Annotated in this window: 17 protein-coding genes; 11 read left to right on the top strand and 6 right to left on the bottom strand. The window is 57.2% G+C overall.

Annotated features, from left to right (window positions below; genetic code table 11):
* The first annotated feature begins 116 nt into the window (after positions 1–116).
* Genes speB through N8E89_RS14545 form a run of 3 tightly spaced genes read left to right on the top strand, consistent with a single transcriptional unit; the run spans position 117 to position 2,772 of the window.
* Positions 117–1,070 carry an agmatinase gene (gene speB / locus N8E89_RS14555; protein WP_106664948.1) on the top strand — a complete coding sequence of 318 codons (954 nt, stop codon included), beginning with the start codon at positions 117–119 and terminating at the stop codon, positions 1,068–1,070.
* A 60-nt stretch (positions 1,071–1,130) separates the two neighbouring features.
* Entirely contained in the window at positions 1,131–2,066 is a 936-nt protein-coding gene (argC, locus tag N8E89_RS14550; protein WP_262260321.1) for an N-acetyl-gamma-glutamyl-phosphate reductase, read from the top strand.
* A complete protein-coding gene (locus N8E89_RS14545) occupies positions 2,059–2,772 on the top strand; it encodes an aminoglycoside phosphotransferase family protein (protein ID WP_315975653.1) in 714 nt (237 codons plus the stop codon). Before argC ends, N8E89_RS14545 begins: the two co-directional genes overlap by 8 nt.
* Before the next feature lie 126 nt (positions 2,773–2,898).
* On the opposite strand, the gene arsK is transcribed toward N8E89_RS14545, so the two are convergent.
* On the bottom strand, positions 2,899–4,122 hold the full coding sequence (gene arsK / locus N8E89_RS14540; RefSeq protein ID WP_113172727.1) for an arsenite efflux MFS transporter ArsK: 1,224 nt from the start codon (positions 4,120–4,122) through the stop codon (positions 2,899–2,901).
* Positions 4,123–4,202: 80 nt separating this feature from the next.
* Complete coding sequence (locus N8E89_RS14535; protein ID WP_262260320.1) at positions 4,203–5,300, bottom strand: COX15/CtaA family protein; 1,098 nt, start codon at positions 5,298–5,300, stop codon at positions 4,203–4,205.
* Positions 5,301–5,469: 169 nt separating this feature from the next.
* Here N8E89_RS14535 and N8E89_RS14530 point away from each other — a divergent pair, with 169 nt between their 5' ends.
* Positions 5,470–5,685, top strand: coding sequence for a DUF2842 domain-containing protein (locus tag N8E89_RS14530; protein ID WP_106665004.1), 216 nt, complete (start codon positions 5,470–5,472; stop codon positions 5,683–5,685).
* A 69-nt stretch (positions 5,686–5,754) separates the two neighbouring features.
* Here the strand turns inward: N8E89_RS14530 and N8E89_RS14525 are convergent, their stop codons facing one another.
* Entirely contained in the window at positions 5,755–6,537 is a 783-nt protein-coding gene (locus N8E89_RS14525) for a polysaccharide deacetylase family protein (protein ID WP_262260319.1), read from the bottom strand.
* Entirely contained in the window at positions 6,503–6,778 is a 276-nt protein-coding gene (locus tag N8E89_RS14520) for a hypothetical protein (protein ID WP_262260317.1), read from the bottom strand. The genes N8E89_RS14525 and N8E89_RS14520 overlap by 35 nt, the downstream gene beginning before the upstream one ends.
* A gap of 162 nt (positions 6,779–6,940) precedes the next feature.
* Between N8E89_RS14520 and N8E89_RS14515 the strand changes: the two genes are divergently transcribed.
* Positions 6,941–8,080 carry a GNAT family N-acetyltransferase gene (locus N8E89_RS14515; protein ID WP_262260316.1) on the top strand — a complete coding sequence of 380 codons (1,140 nt, stop codon included), beginning with the start codon at positions 6,941–6,943 and terminating at the stop codon, positions 8,078–8,080.
* Here the strand turns inward: N8E89_RS14515 and N8E89_RS14510 are convergent.
* Both N8E89_RS14510 and N8E89_RS14505 read right to left on the bottom strand, forming a co-directional pair.
* Entirely contained in the window at positions 8,074–8,658 is a 585-nt protein-coding gene (locus N8E89_RS14510; RefSeq protein ID WP_262260315.1) for a carboxymuconolactone decarboxylase family protein, read from the bottom strand. The genes N8E89_RS14515 and N8E89_RS14510 overlap by 7 nt on opposite strands.
* Positions 8,659–8,760: 102 nt before the next feature.
* On the bottom strand, positions 8,761–10,956 hold the full coding sequence (locus tag N8E89_RS14505) for a GumC family protein (protein ID WP_262260313.1): 2,196 nt from the start codon (positions 10,954–10,956) through the stop codon (positions 8,761–8,763).
* 241 nt (positions 10,957–11,197) lie between these two features.
* Between N8E89_RS14505 and N8E89_RS14500 the strand changes: the two genes are divergently transcribed.
* The 6 genes from N8E89_RS14500 to N8E89_RS14475 all read left to right on the top strand — a co-directional run bounded on the left by N8E89_RS14500 (position 11,198) and on the right by N8E89_RS14475 (position 16,677).
* A complete protein-coding gene (locus N8E89_RS14500; RefSeq protein ID WP_245448834.1) occupies positions 11,198–11,719 on the top strand; it encodes a polysaccharide biosynthesis/export family protein in 522 nt (173 codons plus the stop codon).
* Positions 11,720–11,726: 7 nt separating this feature from the next.
* Positions 11,727–12,863 (top strand): glycosyltransferase family 4 protein, encoded by a 1,137-nt coding sequence (locus N8E89_RS14495; RefSeq protein ID WP_112759951.1) that lies wholly within the window; start codon positions 11,727–11,729, stop codon positions 12,861–12,863.
* A gap of 86 nt (positions 12,864–12,949) precedes the next feature.
* Positions 12,950–14,491, top strand: coding sequence for an undecaprenyl-phosphate glucose phosphotransferase (locus N8E89_RS14490; protein ID WP_112759952.1), 1,542 nt, complete (start codon positions 12,950–12,952; stop codon positions 14,489–14,491).
* Complete coding sequence (locus N8E89_RS14485; RefSeq protein ID WP_106664936.1) at positions 14,488–15,792, top strand: O-antigen ligase family protein; 1,305 nt, start codon at positions 14,488–14,490, stop codon at positions 15,790–15,792. The genes N8E89_RS14490 and N8E89_RS14485 overlap by 4 nt, the downstream gene beginning before the upstream one ends.
* A 248-nt stretch (positions 15,793–16,040) precedes the next feature.
* Positions 16,041–16,238, top strand: coding sequence for a hypothetical protein (locus N8E89_RS14480; protein ID WP_162707105.1), 198 nt, complete (start codon positions 16,041–16,043; stop codon positions 16,236–16,238).
* A 157-nt stretch (positions 16,239–16,395) separates the two neighbouring features.
* Positions 16,396–16,677 (top strand): EAL domain-containing protein, encoded by a 282-nt coding sequence (locus N8E89_RS14475; RefSeq protein ID WP_112759955.1) that lies wholly within the window; start codon positions 16,396–16,398, stop codon positions 16,675–16,677.
* Positions 16,678–16,681: the final 4 nt, after the last annotated feature.

Raw genomic sequence — 16,681 nt, 5'->3', positions numbered from 1 at the left:
TTGGGTCCGCTTTTTTGTTGCGCCGATACAAGTTTGCGATAGCTTCGCCGCCTATCTCTCCCCTTGATGGGGAGATAAATGTCGTGCATCAAACACCCCTCGGAGCCTAGAACCCGATGCCATCGAAGTCCATCGACCACGCCTTCACAGCGCGAACATTGACCAGCGCGGCGACTGATCCGACCCATGCGGGCGCCCTCTCCTTCATGCGCAGGCGCTATACGAAAAATCTCAATGGGGCCGAAGCGGTCGTCTGGGGAATCCCGTTCGATGCCGCGGTTTCCAACCGGCCCGGCGCGCGGTTTGGCCCGCAGGCGATACGGCGCGCTTCGGCGATCTTCGACAATGATCCGCAATATCCGTTCCAGCGCGATCTCTTTGCCGATCTCGCGGTGATCGACTATGGCGATTGCCTGCTCGACTATGGCAATCATCAAAAGACACCTGCTACGATCGAGCGCGAAGCGGCGAAGATCATCAAATCCGGCGCGTTTCTGCTGTCGCTCGGCGGCGATCATTTCGTCACCTGGCCGATCCTCAAGGCGCATGCCGCCAAGCACGGACCGGTGGCGCTCGTGCAGTTCGATGCGCATCAGGATACCTGGTACGACGATGGCAAGCGCATTGATCATGGCTCCTTCGTCGGGCGTGCGGCACGCGACGGCGTTATCGACCCCTCCCACTCGATCCAGGTTGGCATCCGCACCCATGCGCCGGACGATTGTGGGTTGAAGATCGTCTACGGCTACGAGGTCGAGGAAATGTCAGCGGCGGAGATCGCCAAGCAGATCATCGCGCGCACCGCAGGCAGACCGGTTTACCTGACGTTCGATATCGATTGCCTCGATCCGGCTTTCGCACCGGGTACGGGAACACCTGTCGCCGGCGGCCCGTCTTCGGCAAAAATCCTTTCCGTGCTGCGGCATCTGACGGACCTCAACATCGTCGGCGCCGATGTGGTTGAAGTTGCGCCTGCCTATGACCATGCGGACGTGACCGCGATCGCAGGTGCCACAATCGCGATGTATTATCTGGGTATTCTGGCGGAAAAGAAGGCTCGGCGAAGCTGAGATATTGAATCGAGTTCTCGCGTTAACTATCTGAATTTCAAGCTTCCCAAGGATATCCTCATGAAACCCAAAATCTTCATCGATGGCGAACACGGCACCACCGGCCTGCAGATCCGGACGCGGTTAGCCAACCGCGGCGATCTCGAAGTCCTTTCCATTCCTGAAGCCGAGCGGCGCAACAAGGATTTGCGCTCCTACTTCCTGAAGGAAGCGGATGTTGCCATTCTCTGCCTGCCGGACGATGCGTCGAAAGAAGCAGTGTCAATTCTAGAAGGTCATAATTCAACGAAAATCATCGACACTTCGACGGCGCACCGCGTACATCCGGACTGGGCTTATGGCTTTGCCGAACTCGACCGTGCCCAGCGGCGGAAGATCATCGATGCGCGGCTCGTCGCCAATCCCGGCTGCTATCCGACTGGCGCGATTTCCCTGGTTCGGCCATTGCGCGACGCGGGAATCTTGCCTGGCAATTATCCGGTCACGGTCAATGCGGTCTCCGGCTATACCGGCGGCGGCAAGCAGATGATCGCGCAGATGGAAAACCCGGACAGTCCGGACCACATCGCCGCCAATCATTTCCTCTATGCGATGCCGCTGAAGCACAAACATGTGCCGGAACTGCAGACGCATGGACATCTCGAACGCAAGCCGATCTTTAGCCCAAGTGTCGGCCGTTTCCCGCAAGGCATGATCGTGCAGGTTCCGGTGTTTACTGATGACCTCAACGGCAACGTGTCGATGCAGGATATCCATGCCGCATTGAGCGCGCATTATGAGGGCCAGAACATCGTGCAGGTGGTGCCGCTCGCGGAAAGCGCCTTGTTGCCTCGCCTCGATCCGGAAGAGCTGCGCGACACCGACATCATGAAGCTCTACGTCTTCGGCACCGAGGGTCAAGGCCAGGTCAATCTGGTCGCGCTCCTCGACAATCTCGGCAAGGGTGCGTCGGGTGCTGCGGTGCAGAACCTTGATTTGATGCTGGGCAATGCTTGATGCGATAACGGAGACTTTCCCGCCCGAGTGGAAAGTCTCCTCGCCCGAACTGATTGCCGAAACGGTCACCAGCCGCATCGTCAAGGTGCGGCTCGAAAACGGTGAAGCCGCTGTGATCAAGCATCTGACGCCGCTCGGCATGCGCGAAGAACTGGGAGGCACGCACTATCTCGAATGGCACGACGGAGACGGTTGTATCCGCCTGCTCGCGCAGTCGCACAACAATCTGCTGCTTGAATATGCGGGTGAGCGCACGCTGCTCGATCACCTCAACGAACATGGCGACGACGCAGCGACGCAAATCTTCGTCGATGTGTTTCTTAAACTATTGCAGTCCAAACAAGCCGGCCGCCGCCCAGTGCCGCCGGATCTCATACCATTGCGAACGATGTTCGCCAGCCTGTTCAAGAAGGCCGAGGCCGACCGGAATCGCGGCGTGCAAAGCCAGTTTGCCGAAGCGGCAGAACTTGCTGACAGGTTGTTGAACAATCAACGGGACGTTCAGCCGCTGCATGGCGACCTGCACCATGAGAACGTGTTGCACGGGATCCGCGGCTGGCTGGTGCTGGATCCGAAGGGCCTGATCGGCGATCCGATGTATGACGCTGCCAACATGTTCTACAATCCGCTGGACCGCGACGATCTGCGCGCCAGCGAAAGCCGCATCGCTTCGATGGCGCGGACGTTCTCAGAGGCATTCAACTGAGATATCAGAACCATACTCGGCTTCGGCATGGCGCACGCCTGCCTTTCAGCATCGTGGCACGATGAGGACGGGAATTACGACGAGGCGGCGCGCAGTCTCGGCGTTGCAGAGGCAATCCGGGACGTTCTAGGCGCCCTCGGTTGAGCGCTTCACCAGCCTTGCAACCACGATGAATGTAAACACTCCGAGCATCCCGACGATAGCGACCACCGACAGCGCGATCCTGGGTCCGAACTGTTCCAGCAAGAAAGCAAAAATAAAGGGCGATACGGAAGAAACGATCAGTCGTGACGAAGTGATCTTGCCAAGAATTTCGCCGTAGCCGTGATGACCGAACAGCGCCAGGGGCAAGGTTCCCTGCACGATGCTGTTAAGTCCGGAACCCGTGCCGAATAAAATGGCAAAAAGTATGGCGCCGGCAATGAGCGGCACAGCCGGCGGCAGCAAGAGCATCATGAAAGCCAATGGAATCAAGGCTGTAGACAGGATTGCTACGATCATGGCCGAAAGCCGGCTTCCTATCAGCATATTGACCAGGCGGCTGGCAAACTGCGCCGGACCGAACATTGTTCCGACGAGGACGGCCGAAGCGCCAAGACCAACCGCGCCAAGCACCGGCACGAGATGCACAAGCATGGACGACAGGGCAAAGCTTGCAAATGAAAAACCCGTCGCCAGTAGCATGAGAGCACTCTTGCGGCTGGACGGTGGCAACGAACCGCCGCTTCCCGCAACCACAGGTTCGACCGGACGTTCCGATAGGATATGCAGCGACCGGCGTGTCATTTGCGACAGCCAGAAATGGATAGGGAAGCACAGGAACAGCTGCAGGGCAGCATAGAACACGAAAATTTCGCGCCACGTGAACGTCGTCAGCAAATGCGTTGCCACCGGCCAGAACAATGTGGAAGAAAATCCGCCGATAAGAGTGAGGTAGGTAATGCGGCGTGGAGCGGCCTTTGGATCGATCTGAACCAGGACAGCGAAAGCCGTGTTGTAAAGGATAAAGGGTGTCGCAACGCCCGTCGTCACGAGGGCCGGTGCGAATATCCACCAGCTTGGCGACAATGCGCAGAGAAGAAGCGAAAGAGCAGCAGCCAGAGAACCCAGCGTCATGACACGCCCTGCTCCGAACCTGTCAGCCCAGCGGCCCGACCATGGCGAAACCAGACCGCCAATCAGCAACGTTCCGGAAAACGCTGCAAACAGCCATTCACGCGATTGGCCGAACTCCTGCCCCATCGCCGGCGCGAGAATACTGAAACTATAGAATAGCGTGCCGTAGCTGGTGATCTGCGTGATACCCAGACCGGTGACGGCGGCCAAAGAGCGTCTCGCGCTGAGGATCATCTTGTGCGTTTCCGGTGATTTCTATCTGCTTTCCCGAGCAGTTAAGGTCAGCACTACACCGAGTCTCGCCGGAAGAACAATTACCGCCCGGAAACAACCTCAGTTTCAAGCGGATAGGCTCCCTTCGTCGCGCGCCAGTGCGCGACCGAGAAGCCAAGCAGTATGATGGCAAAGGCCTGGTGCAACAGACCGAGGCTGATCGGCACCTGCAAGAGCAGCGTCGTGATGCCAATGGCCGCTTGCAGCGCAACCAGAATCGCCAGGAGCATGGCGCGGCGCGCATGGGTTGTGCCCGGAGCCTGCCGCATGGTCGATATGGCCTGCCAAATGGCCACGGCAAAGACGAAATAGGCGAAGAACCGGTGGACGAATTGCACGGTCTTTGGATTCTCGAAGAAGTTGTGCCAAATCGGCTGGATCGGGAAGAGATCGCCCGGGATGAGCGACCCATCCATCAGCGGCCATGTATTGTATGAAAGCCCCGCGTCAAGGCCAGCGACAAGCGCGCCCAGGTAGATCTGGATGAAGACGAAGAGCACAAACCAGCCTGCGAACCGCTGGAGCTGACGATTGGCGGACGCTTGCGAATAGACGGCGAGACCGCGGGCCACATACATGACGGCAGCAAAGATGATGCAGGCCAGCGTCAGATGTGTGGCGAGCCGGTATTGGCTGACATCCACGCGATCGACAAGCCCTGATGCAACCATCCACCAGCCGACCGCACCCTGAAGGCCGCCGAGCGCCAGAATGCCGACCATGCGCGGTTTCAAGCGGCGCTCAAGCCGGCCTGTAAGCCAGAAGAAAGCCAGCGGCAAGGCCACAAGAAAGCCGACGCCGCGCGCGAGAAACCGGTGCGCCCATTCCCACCAGAAAATCTGCTGGAACTCGGCCAGGCTCATACCCTTGTTAAGCCGCTCGTATTGCGGGATCTGGCGGTATTTGTCGAATTCTTCCATCCACTGGTCATGGCCGAGTGGCGGGACTATGCCATGGATCGGCTTCCATTCGGTGATGGAAAGACCGGAGCCTGTCATGCGCGTCGCCCCACCGACGATTACGATTGTCGCCAATACGATCAGCACCAGATAGAGCCAGATGCGGATATATCGGCGATTTCGGGCTTCCTGGTTCTGAACCGAGGCAATCCTGCCTTCGGAAATTGTCTGGGCGGCCATGCAGAACACTCCTGTATCCAGCGGATAGGTGCAGCATTAGATGATCCATGACAAGGCGACGATCACGCGACACGCCGTCGCGTTTATAACGCAGCCCGGACTTTTTTGCTTTCCGCAGGAAACGTTAACGGGTAGAGGGTGGCACTGAAGCTAGAGAATGGATGGCGCGATGCCCGTAAGGCTGAAGAAACTCATCGGTACATTTCTGCTCGTGGCACTCGTCTGCGTTTACGCAATCGTCGCGACCATCTTTGCCGTGGCATTGCTCGGCAACGCCAGCCCGTGGGTTCACCTCATTTATTTCTTCGGGACAGGTATTCTTTGGGTCGTACCCGCGATGTTTATCATCAGCTGGATGGAAAAAGCCCCCAAGAAGAAGGCTTGAGGATCCACCGCTGCGCTCCGGTTCCCGAACCGCCCCAGCTACCGGATCAGGCTGAATTCCTTAGAAAAACTATGCCTGCACGACGCGGCGGCCGGCATTGGCAATGGGCGTCGTCACACCGCTCATCATCGTCTGCGCATAGACGAGCTTCTGAAACCGGCCATTGATGGAGATGCGCGGCAGAGCGTGCAGATTGGCGCGGTGCTCCGGATGAATGGTGCCGTGACGCGTGGTGACGGCGGAGAGGAACCCTTCCCCGGCCGCGATCTCGGCTTCGCGTTTTCCGGCGGCCTTGGCCGAGCCATAGGGATAAGCGAAATGAAGGGGACGTTTTCCCAGTTTGTCTTCCAGCATGTCGGCGGAAAGGCGCATCTCCTGTGAGACCATACCTGCGGTCAGCCTCCTCAGGTTGTAGTGGTGGACGGTGTGAGCGCCAATCGTGCACAGCGGATCGCTGGCGATCTGGCGCAACTCCTTCCAGTTCATGACGTCCCGATCCGCGGATACGCCACAGATCATTCCTTCGGCGGCGCACATCTCTCGCAGGACAGGAACCTGGTCAAGTTCGGTCAGCGTGTAGGAAAAATATCGCATCAGGGCGTGGAAGGCGGCACGCTTCTGGATGAGCGTTCCGCAGCGCCACTCGGGACCACCACCCGGTATTTTGATGAAGGTTGCCTTAGCGACGAGCTTTTCCACGACCTCCCACCAAAGGACCGCCGCCCCCTCGACGAGACCCGGCGCAGCATAGATGGTGAAGGGCACATTGTGCTTTTGAAAAACCGGCCAGGCATGATGCAGATTGTCGTTGTAGCCGTCATCGAAGCGTGACTGCGGCAAAGCGCCGGTCATGACGCGACCCCGATCTGACACGATCCGCCATCTCATCCATCGAAACAAGCTCGGTGCCTTCGGATTTCAGCGAGACCAGGATCTGGTCGAGAAAGTGCGGCGTGATCGACAGTGAACGCGTAACGCCGAGCGGGCTGATACAGTCCGGGCGGACACGATGCAACATGATGATCGAACCCAAACCGCCAAAACGATCACGCGTGCGCGACGCGAAACCGCTGTGCCAAGCCAGTCTCATCACGGCCTTTCGTATCAAGTCAGCCGCGTGGACCATTCCTTCACCAATTTGCGCTATTCAGGGATAATCGGAGGGTTCTATTCATCAAGTCATGCAACGTAAATGTTTATATATGGTTGATCAACGAACCCGCCCCGTTTTACCCCTCCTCCACTGGACCAAGTAATGCCGCTTCCTCCTTTAAAAGCAAAGATCGTTTTCGCGGCTGAAGCCAACATGTTGTGGGCTGGACTTGGAGAAGGCTTTTTTGCTGGTCCGGCACAAACGGCAGGCTGGTTTTCTTTCTGGCAATCATCAGTCAACGCGGATTGCCTGGTTGCGGTGTTGTGTGCGGCCGACAGACCAGTATTCATCCTGCCGCTGGAGATCGTCCCAAAAGGCCCGGTTCGCGTCGCCATCTTTGCTGGCGGGCCGCACGCAAATTGCAATTTTCCGGCGATTTCGGGTACTCATGAAATTGGCCGCAACGACCTTGCAACGCTCTTCAAAGAGTTGCGGAAGGCCCGGCCGGATATCGATCTGGTGTCGCTGGCAAGGCAACTGGGTGAACTTGACGGCATAACCAATCCCCTTAGCCAGCTTCCAAACCGGGAAAACGCCAATGTCAGTCTCGCAATTACGCTGGACCGGAATTTCGAGACCGTACTCGCCCGCAACAGCTCCAAGAGGAAGAAGAAAAAACACCGGCAGAACATGCGCCGTTTCGAGGACGCTGGCGGGTATCGCATCGTAACTGCAGTGACGGCATCCGAGGCCGAGGCAATGCTTGAAAACTATTTCGTTTGGAAAGCGGACCGCCTTGCCAAGGCAGGTATCAGGAACACCTACGAGCCTGCAGGCATAAAGGATTTCTTTCACCGGCTGTTTGCGAACGAAACCGGCTTGGAAGCGCCGCGATTTCAGCTCAAGGCCCTGGAGGTCGCAGGCAAATACCGGGCGGTTCTCGGCAAATCGTATTCTGAGCACCAGACCTTCATCGACTTCATCGGTATATCCGAAGATGGGCTTGTCAGCGCCAGCCCCGGTGAGTTCCTGTTTTTTGAGGATATCCAGGACAGCTGCAATACCAATCTCGCGGTTTACAGTTTTGGCATCGGCGACGAGCCATATAAACGAAGCTGGAGCGACATCGAAGTCCCGACCTACGACGCGGATGTCAGCCTAACGACCAAGGGCCGGATATATGCCGGCTACCTGGCGGCACGCGGCAAACTGGTGCGAACCATCAAACAGAATGACGTAATCTGGGCCAGCGTGCGAAAAGCCCGGTCGCGCCTGTTCGGAAAGCGACGAGATCCTCAATAAGTCTTGCCCACGCTCATCGCATTTCGAAATTCCTCGTTGTCGTCGACGAAGACGGCCTCTGGACCAGCACCCACTGCGTCGAAGTACCGGCTTACAAAGCAGCGAAACGCGGCGCAGAGCGCGATATCGCAGATCTGCTGGTCCGTGAAGCCGGCTGATCGCAGCCTGTCGATATCGGTTTGAGTGACCTGCGATGCATCTTTGGCGATCTTTTCTGCGTATGAGAGCATCTCAACGTCCCTCTCCGGCAAACCGGCGCTTCGAAAGTCGCGCTGAACGGCGATCACAGCTTCTTTCGAGCCCAAGTCGCCGATCAATTGTTTGCCATAGACGTAGGAACAATAGGTAGACGGGATATGTTTCGCAGCGATCAGGGTGATCAGACGCCATTCCCGCACACCCAGGGAGAACCCCGCCCGAATCTTGTCGACAAAATCAGTATAGACCGGCAGCAGGTCGGGCCGAGGCGTAAATGATTTGGCGGTGGCCATGACAAAACCAAGTTGGGCTATCTGCGCGGCATAAATTTCGGCCACCCGGCCAGTTGCTTCGGCTTCACCTATTGTGTGCAAGTACATCTGCCCCTCCGTGCAATGCTTTGCGCGGCAATCTAGCAGAAGCCGTGTGGTTTAGCATTCAATACAACGGGCGACGTTACCAAGGTGGCCCTGGCGCAAGATTCAGGCCGAGCGGACAACCCTGCCGGCGTCGAGACGCAAGTGTTCCTTGTTGAACGGTGTCAACAATTCCGGCTCGAGCAGCTTGGCGTCAAATACGGCCTTCGCAGTTGCGGCAACGTCAGGATCGTCGGGGTTAACTACCCCGAGAATAAGCTCCGTGCCATCCGCCAGCAAATGCTTCAATTCCGCGACCGTCGCCGGACCACCATCGACCACAACCAGGTCGTAGGCGGATTGCAATGCATTGAGGATCATCGGCAGGCGGCCGACCGACAGCATCGCCTTCGCAGGGTCGTGATTGCCAAGCGGTATGATCTCCGCATGCGAATAGTGATCGGTATGAATGACATCGCTGAAATGCTTCTCGGACACGAGGAGATTGGTGATGCCCGGGAGATTCTTGTCGTCGAGCATCGAACGGCCAATTTCGCCCGAACCCGTCATATCGATGAGAATGACGCGAACGCCGCGGTCGGCCAACTCGCGTACGAGCAGGATTGTCAGTGCTGACGCCTCGTCCCCTTCTGGCGAAACGACCACCGCGCGTGCTGCACCGCTTGCCATCAAACGGTCCGCGACATTCGCGACGCCGGAATGATCGGCATGGGCCGACGGCGTTTCGACGATCGGATCAAGCGCTGGCACCGCGATATCGGGGCCGTCAGGCGCATCTTCAGTCAAAATCGTTTGCTCCGGCGCCTCTTCGGTGCCGGTGCTGGCGGAGATTGCCGGCTCGAGGGTATTGCTAGCAACGACCGGCTCTGCGGCCGATTCAACTGGCGAGGGCCGGGTGTAGGCGGGACGCAAGGCCTGGCCACTGAACAGCGCCCGCAACAACGTGCCAATGCTCAAGAGCAGCAGCGACGCGACGAAGGCCGCTATCGTCATCGGTATCTTCTTTGGGAAGTATGGTTCTATCGGGCGATCGGCGCGGGAGAATATACGTGCATCGGCCGGCAAGGAATCGCTCGCTGTCCGGGACGACGCCTCACGGTAGCGGGTCAAATAGGTTTCAAGCAGTTGCCGCTGTGCGGTAGCTTCACGCTCCAGCGCGCGCAACTCGACCTCTTCTTCACCTGCTTTTGAAGATTGCGCCTTCAACTCATTGAGAGAGCGCGTCAATTGCGTCTCTCGCAAGCGTGCTGTCTGTGCCTCGTTTTCCAGACTGCCGAGCACCTTGCGTGCCTCCAGCCGGATCTGCTGATTGAGATCGGCGAGTTGCGAACGCAGGGCCCGTATGCGCGGATGCCCGCTGAGCAACGCCGCCGATTGGTCGGCGATATCATTGTTGAGTTGCACCTGACGCTCACGCAGACGCTGGATCAAAGGGGAAGCCATGACATCGGGAAGCGTTTCGACCGCAGCGCCCTTGGCCAGGGCCGAACGCACACTTTCGGCCTTGGCCTCGCTGGCCGCCTTATTGGCGCGCACGCGCGACAGTTCCGAAGACAGTTCCGAAAGCTGCTGCGTCGCCAGTACAGCGTTGTTCTGGCCGATCAACAGGTCGGAAGAACTGCGATAGGCAGCGACCTTTGCCTCGGCATCCTTTACGCGCTTGCTGAGATCAGCGATTTCCGGTTGCAGCCAGCCGGTCGCATCCTCATTTGATTGGGATTTTGACGCCTGCTGGGTCGCGACATACTCGTCCGCGATCGCATTGGCCACTGAAGCCGCCAATTCGGGATCCTTGGAAGAAAACTGGATAACGATGACGCGGGAATTCTGGACGCTAAAGACCATCAGGCGATCGCGCAGAGCCTGCAAAATATAGTCGTCTCTGGCGTCCCCGCCGGGATTGCTGCCAATGTCAACGGCACCCAAAAGCCGCGATAGCGCCGAGGGCTCCGCCCCTGCGGACAATTCCTCAATCTTGCCAAGCTCCAGTTTTGTGATGACCCGTTTCAAAAGATCCGACGAGCCGATAAGCTCCACCTGGCTCTTGATGCCCTCCTGATCAAGTATGGGCCGGTCATCACCCTGCTGATTTGCCGGACGGGTGAAGACAGATTCGCGCGTTTCGATAAGGATTCGGGTTTCACCACGATATTTCGGAGCCACCAGAGACAGGAGCAGAAACGCCAGCGCCGTCAGAAGCAGCGAACCAAGAATGATCCGCAGCTTGTTACGCCACAGGCTGGCGAACAACGCGCCTATATCAATGTCAACATCGTTACCGACAGAGCTCGCCCCAGGCATCCAAAACACTCCAATCCGAATAGCATAATGGTAAAGACCTATGGTAACCAGCGAGTTAAGAACTGTCTGGCCACAACCCTGGCGTGCCGCAATCTGCTTAGTTTCCCGATACTTTACCAGCCATTAACCCTAATGAACTGATAATCCCGGCAAGAATCGACAAAGACTCTCCGCAACTGTTGTTAGGGTTCCAGACGTGTTCAGCAAGCAGATTTTACTGGTGGCCATTGGCGTTCTCGCGATGACGCTTGGCGGATGCGCCAGTTACCGGCCGGCCCCAGCAGCATTCAATGAAGCAATCAACAAACCTTACATGCTCGATGCGGGTGACCGAATCCGGCTGACGGTCTTCGAGCAGGAAGGCATCACCAATACGTACAGCGTTGATCAGGCAGGATATATCTCGGTTCCGCTTATCGGCAGCGTTCCTGCCCGCGGCAAGACCATCCAGCAAATCGAGGCCGACGTGGCAGCCAAGCTACGCAAGGGCTATTTGCGCGATCCGGATGTCGCTGTGGAGATCGACCGCTATCGCCCCATCTTCGTCATGGGGGAAGTCGGCGCAGCCGGCCAGTATTCCTATGTTCCTGGCATGACGGCGCAGAAAGCCATCGCAGCGGCCGGCGGTTTCACTCCGCGGGCGCAACAGAACGACGTTGACATAACCCGCCAGTTCAACGGTGAAAGCCTGACCGGGCGGGTGACAATTTCTGATCAGGTGCTGCCCGGCGACACGGTTTACGTGCGCGAACGCTTCTTCTGATTATTGTATGCCCGACAGCCATTCCCTCCGGATCGTTCATTGCTTTCGCGCCCCGGTTGGCGGGATTTTTCGCCATGTGCGCGATCTCATCGACGCTCAGGTCGCGGCCGGCCACAAGGTTGGCATTATCTGCGATGCATCATCGGGTGGCGATTTCGAAGAATCCATGCTGGGCGAAATGCGTGGCAAGCTCGAGCTTGGACTGGAACGCATCGCCATGCAGCGGCAGATCGGTCCCGGCGATGCGGTGGCGGCGATCCGCACCTACAAGATCATCAAGAAATCGCGGCCGGACGTTCTCCACGGGCATGGCGCCAAAGGTGGCACCTATGCGCGTCTGTTCGGCTCACTGCTGCGGGCATCCGGTTCTCGCGTTGCCCGTTTTTATTCGCCGCATGGCGGTAGCCTTCACTTCGATCCGGCAACGCTGCAGGGGCGGTTCATTTTTTGTGTCGAACGACTTATGGAGCGGATGACCGACCGGATCATTTTCGTTTCGAAGTTCGAACAAGGCGTTTACGCGCGGAAGGTGGGCGAACCCCGATGCGGTCACGCGCTGATTTATAATGGGCTGGCGAACCGCGAGTTCGAACCCGTCACACCCGGCCCAGATGCTGCAGACTTCCTTTTCATCGGCGAAATGCGTGCGCTGAAAGGGCCGGACATCTTCATCGATGCTCTCACACGCGGGAGCGCGATGAGCGGGCGGGCGTTGACAGCCGTAATGGTCGGCGACGGTAAAGACCGCAACCATTTGATCGAACAAGCCCAAGCAGGACAAATGTCCGGGAACATTCGCTTTCTGATGCCAATGAAGGCGCGCGAAGCGTTCCGGCTCGCGAAAGTGGTGGTCATCCCGTCGCGGGCAGAAGCCCTGCCCTACATCGTGCTTGAAGCGCTTGCGGCTGGACGGCCCGTGATCGCCAGCCAGATCGGAGGAATTCCGGAAATCCTTGGTGAAGCATCTCCCGCCCTCGTAAAACCGGAAGCTGAAAGTCTTTCCGGCCGCATGGTTACCACAATAAATGATCTGGCAGGCTTTCAGCAATTGCTTCCGGGCACGCAGGTTTTGCGGCAGAAGTTCAGCGTCGAAAATATGGCGATGCGTCTCGAAGCAGAATATTTTGCTGCTCTTGGCCGGTAATTCACGCTGTATTCTTGCTTTTTCTCTCAAGCTTTTCTTAGTTGATCTGTGCTAGTGAGAAGCCCTTCGACCCTTCAGGATGCATCATGAAAGACAGAAAAGCGGAACACGGTTTTTCGCGCGATGTTGTTCGCAACCTCTCGCCTGATCCTGCAACATTGTCCAGCGCCAAAGCCAAACTGAGCCCGATGGCTCATGCGATCGCCTCGCAATATGCGCGCAATACGAATTCGCCGGTCATGGTTAGCGGTACCATGCGGATCATCGAGTTCATGATCCTGGTTCTGGCCGGGTTTACGGTCTTTCTTATCTATGTCGGCCCCTCCGCGAATGCGCTCTTTCATTATTCCCTTTCGATCGTGACAACGGCGACGCTCAGTGTGCTGCTGCTGGAATTTACGGATAGCTACCAGCTTGCGGTCATACGCGATCCATTCGGCAAGTTCGGGCGACTGATCCTGATTGTCTCCGGTGCGTTCGCCCTGATGTCGCTGGCCGGGTTTTTTCTAAAGATGTCCGAGGATTTTTCGCGCGTCTGGTTTGGTACATGGTTCATCGCTTCACTGGTCACCTTCATGGCGTTCCGGCTGGTCATGTCGCGGCTGATCCGGCGCTGGGCCCGCAACGGCAAGATGGAGCGCCGTGCCGTCATTGTCGGCGGTGGCAAACCCGCAGAGGACCTGATCCGTTCGATCGAACAGCAGCCGTATAATGATATCCGCATTTGCGGTGTCTTTGACGATCGCGACGCCAAACGGTCGCCGGCGATCGTTGCTGGATATCCCAAGCTTGGCAATATCGCCGAACTGATCGAATTCGCCCGCATCGCCCATATCGATATGCTGATCGTTTCATTGCCGATCACCGCGGAAGCGCGCGTGCTGTCGCTGCTCAAGAAACTATGGGTGCTGCCGGTCGACATAAGGCTGTCCGCGCACAACAATCACCTGCAGTTCCGGCCCCGCGCCTATTCCTATATCGGCTCCGTCGCGATGATCGACTTGTTCGACAAGCCGATCAACGATTGGGATTCGGTGGCCAAGCGGGCCTTCGACATATTCTTCAGCCTCTTCGGCATTGTGGTCTTCAGCCCAATCATCATCGCCACCGCAATAGCGATCAAGCTTGAGAGCAAGGGCCCCGTCATCTTCAAGCAGCAGCGGCATGGCTTCAACAACGAGATAATCGAAGTCTGGAAATTCCGTTCCATGTACACGGAGATGTGTGATCCCACGGCGCGCAATGCCGTGGTGAAGAATGACCCGCGTGTTACGGGCGTCGGCCGCTTCATTCGCAAGAGTTCGATCGACGAACTGCCGCAATTCTTCAATTCCTTGATGGGGACGCTTTCACTTGTCGGTCCAAGGCCGCATGCGATTGCCGCGCATACACGTAACCTTCTCTACAACGAGGTCGTTGACGGTTACTTTGCCCGCCACCGGGTCAAGCCTGGTGTAACGGGCTGGGCACAAATCAATGGCTGGCGCGGCGAGATCGATTCCGACGACAAGATCAAGAAGCGCACGGAGTTTGACCTGCACTATATCGAGAACTGGTCGCTGTGGTTCGATCTGAAGATCCTGTTCCTGACGCCGATCCGCCTCCTCAACACGGACAATGCCTATTGAGCGCAACGACTGACCAAGGGCGGGACGCCGGCGTCAGTCACGCCGCGAAGAACCGCGCCCTGGTCAAGCTTGTTTCGACGACGGCGGTTGGTTTCGGCGTGTTTCTCAGCGGGTTTGTCATCGACGAACCTGCGCCCTACGAGCTCTATATGGCGGGCCTCATCGGCATTTGGGCTTTGTTTGGCCTGCGTCTGTCGCGGACCGTCTCAGTTCTGCTCGCCATTCTTGTCGTCTTCAATATCGGCGGTGTGATTTCAATGGGACAGATGCCAGACCTGAAGACGGCGCCCATGTACATTGCCGTTTCGCTCTTCCTCGGTGTCACGGCGGTTTTCTTCGCGGCAATCATCAACGCCAACCACCGTATCCTGCCGGTTATCTTCAACGCCTATATTCTCGCCGCGGTCTGCACGTCCTTGTTGGGGATACTCGGCTATTTCGATGCCTTTCCCGGCGCTGAAGTTTTCACACGCTATGGCCGCGCCATGGGCGCATTCCAAGATCCCAACGTGTTTGGCCCCTTTCTGATGCTGCCCTTGGCGTGGCTCGTGCACGGTGTACTGGTGGGTGACCTGCGTGCACTTCCCATTCGCCTGATACCCATTCTCATCATCACGCTCGGCATATTCCTTTCCTTCTCGCGAGCGGCATGGGGCATGGCAGCGCTGATCATTGCGGGTCTTGCCTTGCTCCTGTTCGTTAGAAACCCAGACCGGCTGTTTCGGCTGCGGATCATTCTCCTCGCTTGCCTCGCGGTCGTCGTGGTGGTGCTCGCTGTTGTTGTTGCCCTGCAAATTCCGAGCGTCGCCGAACTGTTCACCGCGCGAGCTCAATTGGTCCAGGACTATGACGATGCCCAATTTGGACGCTTCGCACGCCATTGGTACGGCTTGCTGATGTCTATCGATCATCCCTTTGGCATTGGCCCGCTGGAGTTTGGTCCAATCTTCGGCGAGGATACGCACAATATCTGGCTCAAGGCGGCGTTGGACTATGGCTGGATCGGGTTCATCAGCTATCTGACACTGACAATGCTGACGCTGGCGCTGGGTTTGCGCATTCTCTTCCGCGAACGACCCTGGCAACCATTCCTGCTGTGCGCATATCTCGTCTATGTGATGCACGTGGCAATAGGCAATGTCATCGACACCGATCACTGGCGCCACTTCTGGTTGCTGATCGGCATAGTCTGGGGGTGTGCTGCGCTGGAAGTGCGCCACCAGAACCGTCAAAAGTCAACGGAGGTGTTCCCGCCAGAACATGCGCAGCGATCTTGTGATCGTATTGGATCTCATGAGTGAAATATTCAATCGGAGATAGTACGTTTCCAATGTATAATATCCAATCAGTTGAATCCCGCTTAACGGCTCAACCTATGCGTGCTGGCTAAATAGCAAGTTATTTTCATAATATTACTTCGCACGGCCAATCGCTTTGAATTATTTACTGAGCAGAGACGTTCAGAACACCGTGACGGAATGGGTGGGATACGCATTTGACATTTCTGGGAGATGATAATCCGAATTATTCGAAATCGGACGGCGAACTCATGCAGCTGGCACTCGAAGACGCCGCCAAGCGGCTGAATATTACGGATATGACTAATCCTGAATTCGGCACGCTGGCGCGATTTGTGCGGGCAGCGTTCATTATTGGCAACCGCGATTCAGAAGCGATGGCCAAGTTTGCCGTGAATGCCGTTTTGACGCGGCGCCGACGTACATCAAGAAACAAACCTGCACCTTGAGTTGACCTGCCAGACCGGGCCTTTCCGCCCGGGCCGCCGCGATTCACGACGGAGCGATCGACCGCAGAACTTCGATGTTGCCGTCGCAGCCGTCGCCATGCTGCAAAGACTTGGGCACCTTGTCTATCTCGACGATTTCGGCACTGGCTATTGAAGTTTGGCCAATCTTCAACAGCTGAACGTCGACACGATCAAGATCGATCGCGCCTTTACCGGTACGGTCGGAACAGCTTCCGTGAAGGTTTCGATTGTCCCGCAAATCCTCGACCTGGCAGACGCCCTCAAGCTCGGCGTCATCGTCGAGGGCATCGAGACCGAGGAACAACGTGATTATTTCGCCGCTGCAGACGTGTCATACGCTGGTCAGGGCTGGTTCATTTCTCCTCCACTGACATTTGCGCAACTTGTAATCTTTCACAAGGAACGCCGAGGCCTGTAACGAC

This window comes from Phyllobacterium sp. A18/5-2, assembly GCF_025452215.1.
Taxonomy (GTDB): Bacteria; Pseudomonadota; Alphaproteobacteria; order Rhizobiales; family Rhizobiaceae; genus Phyllobacterium; species Phyllobacterium sophorae.
Note: the sequence above shows the minus strand (reverse complement) of the source record. Positions and strands in the feature narration are given on the sequence as shown.